At 58.2% G+C, this 8921-nt stretch carries 6 protein-coding genes and 1 pseudogene; 4 read left to right on the top strand and 3 right to left on the bottom strand.

The features are described from left to right. A pseudogene (locus NKH17_RS33000) lies at positions 1-195 on the top strand (hypothetical protein); the annotation flags it as partial. A gap of 178 nt (positions 196-373) precedes the next feature. On the opposite strand, the gene NKH17_RS32995 reads toward NKH17_RS33000, so the two are convergent. Next, entirely contained in the window at positions 374-751 is a 378-nt protein-coding gene (locus NKH17_RS32995; RefSeq protein ID WP_502910657.1) for a HupE/UreJ family protein, read from the bottom strand. 409 nt (positions 752-1160) lie between these two features. After that, positions 1161-3812, bottom strand: a complete 2652-nt coding sequence (locus tag NKH17_RS32990; protein WP_352973506.1) for a CehA/McbA family metallohydrolase — start codon at positions 3810-3812, stop codon at positions 1161-1163. Between the two features lie 910 nt (positions 3813-4722). Between NKH17_RS32990 and NKH17_RS32985 the strand changes: the two genes are divergently transcribed. The 3 genes from NKH17_RS32985 to NKH17_RS32975 are packed head-to-tail and all read left to right on the top strand — an operon-like array spanning position 4723 to position 8436. Further along, a complete protein-coding gene (locus NKH17_RS32985; RefSeq protein ID WP_352973505.1) occupies positions 4723-6210 on the top strand; it encodes an aldehyde dehydrogenase in 1488 nt (495 codons plus the stop codon). Position 6211: 1 nt separating this feature from the next. Then, a complete protein-coding gene (locus NKH17_RS32980) occupies positions 6212-7099 on the top strand; it encodes a dihydrodipicolinate synthase family protein (protein ID WP_352973503.1) in 888 nt (295 codons plus the stop codon). A 2-nt stretch (positions 7100-7101) separates the two neighbouring features. Further along, a complete protein-coding gene (locus NKH17_RS32975) occupies positions 7102-8436 on the top strand; it encodes an NAD(P)/FAD-dependent oxidoreductase (RefSeq protein ID WP_352973502.1) in 1335 nt (444 codons plus the stop codon). A 224-nt stretch (positions 8437-8660) separates the two neighbouring features. On the opposite strand, the gene NKH17_RS32970 is transcribed toward NKH17_RS32975, so the two are convergent. Next, positions 8661-8852: an SDR family oxidoreductase gene (locus NKH17_RS32970; protein ID WP_352973508.1), complete on the bottom strand. Its 192-nt coding sequence runs from the start codon at positions 8850-8852 to the stop codon at positions 8661-8663. Positions 8853-8921: the final 69 nt, after the last annotated feature.

Raw genomic sequence — 8921 nt, 5'->3', positions numbered from 1 at the left:
CGACACCGACAGGCCCTGCCGATGCAAATCCAGTATCATCATCATCTCCCCGATCTTGATCACCGAAATCCCTCTCCCGACCATCAGGAGAAGCATCAACGATTACGCGCCGCCGGTCTCCCGGAGCGCGCTCCGGAAGACCGGCGGCAGCGCTATACTGGGGAAGATTCAAACGGCACTTCTGGGGAGTATTGAGCCGGCATCGACACCAGCGGGATTTAGCGAAGGACCCTAACTGTTCGATGCTTGGTCTTGAGCGATCCCTTGCTTCCCGCTTTCAGAGGCTACCAACTTATGTTCACTCGACTGCCGACCTGGATCGGGTCGGGCGCCGCTGTTGGGGGACCTTCAGCGTGACCGTCGCATCGCGGCATTACAGCATTCCGTGGGCAAGGCCAACGCCGACCGGCAGGTGGCACCGGGGCGCGGTTCGGCCGCAGAAACGCATGCCCAAGCTCAGAGCGCCCGCGCTGCCGGCATGGAGAAGCGCCGTGGCAACGGCAAAGCCTGCCACGAATTCCAGCCCGCCGACATTCTCTGGCACCTCGGTACCATGCGAGTGGCCGTGGAACAGCGCGAAGAGGCCAATGATGGCCACATCTGCCGACACAGCAGATCGACCGCCAGCGCCACCAGAAGGCCAAGCGCAACCATGGAAGTGAGGATGCCAGGTTCGACGAAAGGCACCGGCCCATGTAGGATACCAAGCCCGCCACCCGCCAGCATGATGGCGACGAAGGCGAGCGGCCATGCCTAGATTGCCTTTCCGCTCTTCAGCGCCGCCCAAAGGCCGACGGCGATTATCACAGTCATGTGGTCAAGGCCGGATAGGGACGCCGAAGGCCGAGGTGGCGTTGACACCGATATGGGCCGTAGGCAGGCATCGCGGCCGCGATGAGCAGGATTGCGGCGAGCGTGGTGTGCATCTGGTCGAAGCGGAGATCATGGATCATGGAGTGCGTGATGTGCAGGATCAAACGGCCTGGGGAGCCGCAGTCATCGCCCTTGAGCATGGGTCTGGACGAGCCGGACATTCAGCATTGCCGCCGCCCCGGGTCAACGATTGAGAATACACCAAAAGCTGCTCGACCAACGTGGATAGTCTCATCAATTGCTGGCACAGGCTTGTGCGCACTTTGCAAGTACTCTTGATGCCCAACTCAATGCTCGCGTGCAATATGCGGCGAATGAATGGGACTGTGCGTATGGCCAACACCCTGATGATGCAGTCGATGATGCAATTGATGGTGAGCTAGCTCGAGGGCGGCGCGCATTCGCGCTTGCTTGGCTTCGCTGCTTCTCGGGGCGAGCGTGTCCAAGTAAGCAATCGAGCCTTCGATTTGGGCAAGAACAGCCACGGCATCCGTCGTCGCAAATATCGGGCGCTCTCCTACTTCGACGAACACAGAACTCGTGTGAGCTGCAATATCGTCCTCACGTCCGGCGACACTGCCTCTAACCCTTATAGCCACCCAACAAGACTCTGCTACGTGGAAGGAGCAATGCCTTGTCGCAGAAAGGTGATCGAACCGAAACTGCTCCTTTACGAAGCCGTTGCAGATCACTTCGACGGCCCGCGTTCGAACACTGACAGATTCAATTTCCCAGTGGACCGTGATTGTGCCGCCTGTGGGCGGGAGGGAGACCTTGCTGCCAGGGCGGCGTCCTTCAACTGTCGCATTCACTAACGGGCCGACAGAAACAAAGGTATCGCCGCCACGGATGCAATCCATCCAGTTCTTGAAGGTGAAGTCGTTGTCGGCCAGCTTGGCGTAGGTTCGAATTCCCCCCAGGAGCGCAGCGGCATCCATCTTGTCAGATCCTGCGACGAGAGGAAGCTGATAGCCGATATTGAGGAACCGATACCAATCCGCGAGAGCGAACGCACTGATCTGCCACCGCCTTGGGTTCATGGACATCACTTCGAGCGCATCGACCAGACCAAGGACGATATCGGCAGCACGCTCTGCTTGCGGGTTGGGCGCGTGCGGCATCACAACAAGGCCGTTTTGTTTGCGACAGCGCTCTGCCCATTCCGCCAGAGTAGCTTCCAGAGGATCGCCGACCGCGGCCTCGTCCGGCCCGCCCGTGCAGAGGGGTTCAATCATGTTTCCTTGATATCCAAGCAGGGATATGTGGCCGAGAACCTGTTGACGGTTTTCGGTCCCGACGCGGACCAGAAACTCCCCGTTGCCGCCGAAGTCTTTTGCGCCCAGCGTCGTTTGGCCGTCGAAATCGCCCACGTTGCTGAACATCTCACCCCATTGGGATGCCAGCAGGTTGACCACATTAACCCCCTCAGCCTGCCCTTCCAGCAAAGCGGTTTGGGGGCTAAGGAAGTGGACATGCGTGTCAGAGCTGACCCAACCTTTCTCACGCCAATGCAGGACTTTTTCCAATTCGAACGTTAAGTCTGCGCTCTCGTCGGTAATGTCAACGATGCACCTCATAGGTAATACTTCAAAACCCTTGGAGATTTCAACGAACACTTGCCCAATCGGGAGGTCGATGATACAATGGCCGTTTATATAAGCATACTGATTGAACCCATTCGAAAATTCAGCAAACCAGTCTTCAAATGTTCCGACGTTGACTTTCCGATGATGCCCTTTGGGGGGAAGATATTCGCCATGGGGGCCATGAACGTGTATCCTGACAGGCACGCGCTTGGACGTTCCCTTCTCAACGATTGTGAATTGTACGCTCTTGGTGGCCGGCGCGATCGGCGAAGCAGCCAGCTCGCCTCCGTCTCCCGGGGCTTGATCATTGTCCGCCAGTAATCTCAGCTCCTTTTCCCAACGTGTGCCATCGTCAGCTCTCAAAAAGAGCCGCGCATCGGGATGGGCTGAATACTCCACTATGACCTCTGATTCTGAGGCCTCGGGCTGGACGTCATGCAGATCGCTAAGCCATTCCGGTTGCTTGTAATCCAGCACCCTTCGAGCGGAGATAACGACTCCCAAATCAATTCCGATCTGGTTGCCGCGATCGTCGCAGTCAAGCTCACCAAACCTATTCAGGCTCACTCCCACAGGGAGTCTCAGTCTCAGTTTTTTCCGCGTCTGTAGGCGTAAGGGGTGGTCCTGAAGCTCGGTCGTGCTTATGGCGTATACCAGCGACATTTCCGAGTCTGCGCGTAACCGGATGCCCACGACTTCTTTTTCTGGGTGTTCGTTCGGCATGGCGTAAAGCCAGAGATTGTCGTTCCTATAATCAAGCCCCGATTCCGTACGAAATTCCGCTCGCCCGTAATCGACCTGCGATGCACGCCCCATTGCAACGTCTTCGGCGTGCGTGGCAAAGACGTGCGGTCCTCGCGCTGGCACCGCGGCAAACGGGCTTGCTCCCCAACATACATGGTGTTGCTGAATAGCGAACCGCCGCAATATAGGGGTTTCGGTTTCCGTGCCGTCCGCGTACATGATCGTGTAGCGAGACACGACATCACCCAAAGCATTGGCCGCAACTCCTTTCGAGTAAGGACTATCAAGCGGCGCCGTGTCACCAAATCCGGGCGGTACAACGTCCACCCGGTCTGCAACGGCCTGAGCAAACAAAATGTAGGTAAGTTTCTGCGGCGCCATTGGAATATGAGTGGCTGCGCCATCAGGCTTTAGCATTATGACGTCTGCGTTGCTCAGCTGGCCAAAAAGGAAGGGGATGCCTCGCAGCGATTGGAGACCGGCAAGCGATCGGCTCCAACCCTCGTTTGGTGGGCCCATAGAGGTTCCACCGTCTAAGGTCGCGCGGGACGCATTGAATAAATCAGTCAGCTCGACAGCGTTAAAATGTGGTGAGGGAGGAATTACCATCCGATTGCTTCCTGGCAGCAGCGTTCCGTTGGCCGGAGGGAGCCGGCGGCACTATGGTTCATTGCGTCGCGTTTGCGTGGGAGAATGTCGAGTAAACTTTCAGGAATTTCCTTTCCAGAGCCTTATAACGCCACTGAGAGAGCTGCGGACTCCCGATAGCAAATTTCGTGGCGCTACGGACCTCTAAAAATGTCATGGGCTTCATAACTCAGTTTGATCGCGTTCCGCTTCTCCCGAAGGGATAACAACCTGCCCCGACTAGAGGCCGCAGAACCTGAGATGACAACGTCCTGGCATCATAGGCGCAATGTGGCCAGTTCGAGACCGTGACAACTGACGGTGCCGTTGGCGCAGACTCGCATTGCGGGGGCGAACATTGGATCGGCTTGAGGACAGTTTGCCATTATTACTCAAGGCGCTGTCGGGGCTGGTTCGCCTAGAGGCCGAAGAATTAGCGCGGCGTTAAGTCGAACTGTGGACGGGCTATGACTCCTGGTTATCCGGCACGCCAATAATACTCATTTGAACTGCAACTGGCCGCTGCTTATAGGGTAGCCAAGCGCGGCTCAGGCGCGAGGTGAGATCTATTGACGCCATCAAGATGATTGAAGGGATGTGGGGTCATCAAATCGCAAGACGAGACTGCAGACAGACCATGCGTCCGGGCTGTGGCGGAGCTTGTATGGCCCGATCGGTCAGACCTTCCGATCCAACAAAACGTCCTTGTATCTGCAAGGACCAGGAACTGAGGCTGCACCGGTCCGGCACGGTCTTCCGCGGGCATTGATGCTAGCGGCGACCGAGTTTTTGCAAGCAATGTTGTCGGTGACGTCGGAACCGATACGGCGAGCGAACTCGAGAGACAGTTAATGTCTCAGTGTCACGCCGCGACAAAAGGAGGAGAATCGGAATGCACGGGAAGGTCGACTACAAGACGAAGGCACAATCCATCAGCCTGCCTACCAAAATGATCGTGGATGGGGCGCATGTCGCGGCATTGTCGGGCAGGACCTATGCCACTCTCAATCCAGCGACGGGCAAGGTTCTGGCCGATCTACCGGCGGGCTCTGCCGACGACGTCGACAGGGCTGTTACCGCCGCGCGGCAGGCGTTCGAGGACGGACGCTGGTCAAAGCTGACACCGGCAACCCGCAAGCAGATGCTTTTGAGGCTCGCCTCCGTGATCGAGGAAAACTTGAGCGAACTGGCGCTGATGGAGAGCCTGGATAGCGGCAAGACGATCACCGACTGCATCAACATTGACGTCCCGGAGGCAATCAACAGCCTTAGATGGCATGCGGAAGCCATCGACAAGATCTACGACCAGGTTTCGCCAGCAAACGACTCTTCCCTTGGCCTCATTGTGCGCGAGCCCATCGGCGTCGTCGGGATCGTTCTTCCGTGGAACTTCCCCCTTCTGATGTTGGCCTGGAAGATCGGGCCTGCTCTCGCGGCGGGCTGCACCGTCGTTGTCAAGCCAGCGGAAGAGACGTCGCTAACCACTTTGCGCGTGGCGGAACTTGCGCTCGAGGCTGGGCTTCCGGCTGGCGTTTTCAACGTGGTGACTGGTGACGGTCCCGACGTCGGTGAACCAATCGGCCGACATCCGGACATTGACGCAGTTTCCTTTACCGGCTCGACCGAGACCGGGCGCCGCTTCCTCAAATACTCGTCGGAGAGCAACATCAAGGAAGTGGTTCTCGAGATGGGAGGCAAGAACCCCTGCATCGTTATGGGCGACGTCCGCAATCTTGATGCTGTGGCCGCCCACATCTGCAACGGTGCGTTCTGGAACGTGGGCCAGAACTGCTCGGCCATTTCTCGCCTGTTTGTCCATCGGAGCGTGAAAGATCGCCTGCTTGAAAAGCTTATCGATGTAGCCAAGACATGGACCGTTGGCGATCCGCTCGACCCAGACACACGCATCGGTCCGCTGGTTTCGACCGTTCATTTTGAGAAGGTCAGCAGCTACCTGGAAACCGATGGCCGGGTCGTGGTTGGCGGAAAGGTATTCGGCGGTACAACGATCGAGCCGACAATCGTTGAATTCTCGCAGCACGAAGGTAGGCACATCCGCGAAGAAATCTTCGGCCCGATCCTGTCGGTCATTCCGGTGGACTCTCTCGCAGAAGCAGTCGCGCTCGCCAACCAGACCGAATATGGCCTGGCAGCCTCGGTCTTTGTCGGCGATGGCACGAGGGCACTTCGCGCCGCGCGGTCGATCAAGGCGGGAACGGTCACTGTGAATTGTTACGGAGAGGGCGACGCCGCCACTCCGTTTGGCGGCTACAAGCAATCAGGCTTTGGCGGACGGGACAAGTCCATCCACGCGCATGATCAATATTGCCAGACCAAGACCCTTTGGGTCGATCTGAGTTCGTCCGAAGATGGAGTTTGAGATGTCGACATTCGCTTTTCCTGGTCTCAATCTGGCAATTACGACACCCTTTGATGCAAACGGGCGAGTCGATTTCGGCCGCTTGGAGGAACTCATCGAGCGTTACCTGGCCGCCGGCGTCGATGGTTTCGTGTTCAGCTCTGGAACGGGCATGCATGTCTACCTGACTCCTGAGGAATCGAAAGCCGTCATTGAGCGCGGCGCGCGCAAGGTGGCTGGACGGGCCACGGTGATCGCACAGGCTTCGGCGCTGCTGACCTCGGATGTCGTGGGAAGAACTCAATTCGCCAAGGATGCCGGTGCCGACGGTGTCATGGTTCTCCCGCCCTTCTTCGAAGGTCCATCGGACGACAACAGCATTTTCGACTACTACGCTGAAGTCGCGAAAGTGGGGCTACCTATCATTGGCTATAACGTTCCTCAGGCAGTCGGCGTTCGGATTACGCCTGATCTGCTGCAAAGGCTCTGCGAGCTGCCAGAGTTCCGAGCGGTAAAAGACAGCAGCGGAGACCTGATCTCCCAGGTGCGGCTGATCGCAACCGGCCTGGATGTCATAAACGGGGCCGATCCGCTCGTTCCTTTCTCGCTGTTTGCGGGCTGCTCTGGACTGATTTGGGGTGGTGCAAACATCGCTCCTCGAACCTGCGTTGCAATCATGAAAGCCGCCAAGGAAAAGAGATGGGATGATGTGCGGTCTATCGGGCGCCAACTTGAACCGCTTATGTCCCTCCTTTGGGAGGGCGACTATGTCCAGCATGTATACGCGGCGGCAGATCTTACCGGCTATAGCTGTGGCAAGGCACGAAAGCCTTTCGGCTCTCTCTCGTCAGATCGGACCGCGGCGCTTCGGCAGGCGTTGCGCGGGCTGATAGAGCAACAAGCCCTGTAAAGATGGGAAAGACATTTCGCGCCAGTCGACTACCGGCGCATGGAGCGGAGCCCGGCTGGGCAGCATTGCTTCCCGCAAGAACGCCCACGCCGGAGCTCGATCGCGCTTTCAGTGCTGATGTCGTCATCATCGGCGCCGGTTTCGCAGGGCTGGCCGCGGCCACGCGGCTCACTCAACTCGACCCAGGCCTTTCGGTCGCAGTCATCGATGCCGATGTCGTGGGAAACGGGGCGAGTGGCCGGAACTCCGGTTTCCTCATCGATTTGCCGCATGACATCTCGTCAGGCGACTTCGGAGCGGATGCTGCCACCAAAAACCGCAACGAGATAACCGTCGCGCGCACTGCCATTCAGCTATACGCTGGATTGGCTAATGAGAACGGCTGGAACAGGGACATCCTTGATCCTAGCGGCAAGTACAGCGTTGCCATGACCAATGCCGGTACGGAGCACCTTACCACATACTCATCCAAGCTGAAGGCGTTGGGCGAACCCCATCAGCTGCTTGGCGCAGCAGAGATTGCCGAGGTCACAGGCACGCGCTCCTTCAAGTCGGGGCTCTTCACTCCAGGCGCGGTCATGGTGCAACCCGTTGCATTGGTCCGAAACATTGCGGATCTGTTTCAGGGGTCTGTCAGGTTGTTCGAACGGACCCCGGCCCTGTCCATTGAAATCTCGTCGAGCGGGTGCAAGGTAAAGACTCCGAAGGGTGAGGTAACAGCCGACAAGGTGATCCTGGCGACGAATGGTCACGCGGAAAGCTTCGGCTTTGGAAGCGGTGAACTCCTCCACGTCTTCACCTACGCCTCACTAACAGAACCGTTCGAACCTTCCCTCCTTGGCGGTCTGCGAAAATGGGGAGCGACGCCAGCCGCCCCGATGGGCACAACGGTGAGACGGATCAACGGCCCGGGGGGAGACAGGATCCTCATACGGTCGCGATATAGCTACCACCCCAACATCAAAGTCGGCGCAGGCTCGATGAAAAGTGCGGCTAAACTGCATGATCGCAAGTTCGCGGACCGCTTTCCCGATCATCGTTACCTTAAAATGCAGTACCGCTGGGCAGGCGCGATGGCCCTCACCTATAACACGGTGCCGCTGTTTGGCGAACTCGAAGACCGGATTTTCTCCGCCTGTGCTTGCAACGGAATAGGCGGGACAAAGGCCACCGCCGCAGGCATTGCAACGGCGGAGCTGGTCGTGGGGCATCGATCTCCGCTCGGCGAAATATTCCAAGCATTCGACAAGCCTCAAAAATTGCCTCCTCGCCCACTGGTCGAGGTCGGAGCGAGGTTCAATCTCAAAATGCGCGAATGGCGGGCCGGACGCGAGTAGCAGATGCCGGAGGCAGAATTGCTTCGCGCGCGCTTCCTGCTTCCCGCTCCTGCCCGATGAAGCCTGAACGCCGCAGCGACCGGATTAGGCTCGGGGGCCGCGCTGTTTCGCGTTTGCCGAGAAGGTGGCAAACAACCCCGCCGCGCGCCGAAGGCGTCGCTTAGCTGAAGCCGGTTCCATCGCAGCCCAGTCATCCTACTAGGAAGTCATGCTCGTGGCACGGCCTAACCCCCTATATAGGAACCACCATTCACATGGATTGCCTGGCCGAAAATGTAACTCGACGCACTGCTGCAAAGAAAAAGCACGGCGCTCGCCACTTCGTCCGTTGTACCCACACGGCCGGCAGGTGTCTTGGCAATCCAACTGGCTCCGTTTTCCCGTAAGCGCCACGCCGCTCCCCTCGTGCGGCGCATGAGGTGAATGTGCGAAGAATCCCCCCGATCGCGAGAGACGGAGGGCCTACGTGGGAGCAGACGGCAAAA

Origin of the sequence: Mesorhizobium sp. M1334, from assembly GCF_040317995.1 — a bacterium.
Classification (GTDB): Bacteria; Pseudomonadota; Alphaproteobacteria; order Rhizobiales; family Rhizobiaceae; genus Mesorhizobium.
This window is presented reverse-complemented; position numbering and strand designations above follow the sequence as displayed.

Bases quoted from the DNA above. Each gene is read 5' to 3' on its own strand.
- NKH17_RS32980 (WP_352973503.1), top strand. From the start codon at position 6,212: ATGTCGACATTCGCTTTTCCTGGTCTCAATCTGGCAATTACGACACCC.
- NKH17_RS32975 (WP_352973502.1), top strand. From the start codon at position 7,102: ATGGGAAAGACATTTCGCGCCAGTCGACTACCGGCGCATGGAGCGGAG.
- NKH17_RS32995 (WP_502910657.1), bottom strand. From the start codon at position 751: ATGGCCGCTCGCCTTCGTCGCCATCATGCTGGCGGGTGGCGGGCTTGG.
- NKH17_RS32985 (WP_352973505.1), top strand. From the start codon at position 4,723: ATGCACGGGAAGGTCGACTACAAGACGAAGGCACAATCCATCAGCCTG.
- NKH17_RS32990 (WP_352973506.1), bottom strand. From the start codon at position 3,812: ATGGTAATTCCTCCCTCACCACATTTTAACGCTGTCGAGCTGACTGAT.
- NKH17_RS32970 (WP_352973508.1), bottom strand. From the start codon at position 8,852: ATGCGCCGCACGAGGGGAGCGGCGTGGCGCTTACGGGAAAACGGAGCC.